The sequence below is a fragment of the Shewanella sp. P1-14-1 genome, from assembly GCF_001401775.1.
In the GTDB taxonomy this organism is placed as follows: Bacteria; Pseudomonadota; Gammaproteobacteria; order Enterobacterales; family Shewanellaceae; genus Shewanella; species Shewanella japonica.
In genome coordinates this window covers 1-352 of record NZ_LKTL01000100.1, presented here as the reverse complement: position 1 = coordinate 352, position 352 = coordinate 1, and the positions used below count along the sequence as shown (strand labels likewise).

The following is a 352-nucleotide window of genomic DNA, read 5'->3' as shown; positions in this document are numbered from 1 at the left end:
ACGCATATTCTAGAAAAATAATGGGGTACGAGTTAAGTCATGAGATGAAAGCGAGCGATGTCGTCAAAGCGCTGGATATGACGGTAAAGGGTCGTCAAACAACAGGTCATATCATTCATCACTCAGACAGAGGGATGCAGTATTGCTCAGAGGAATACCAAATGGCATTAGCAGCCAGCGGTATGACGCCATCAATGACGGATGGGTATGACTGCTACCAAAATGCACTGGCTGAGCGTGTGAATGGTATTTTAAAGCATGAGTTTTTGCTTTATCGCTGCCGAACGATGGAGGAGCTCAGGGCCTTGGTCAAGGAATCGGTAGCAATTTACAATGAATTACGACCGCATCT

At 45.7% G+C, this 352-nt stretch carries 1 protein-coding gene; it reads left to right on the top strand.

The window, feature by feature from the left end:
- Positions 1–352 (top strand): DDE-type integrase/transposase/recombinase (locus AN944_RS21125; RefSeq protein WP_144430247.1); only part of this gene is annotated, 352 nt, incomplete at both ends.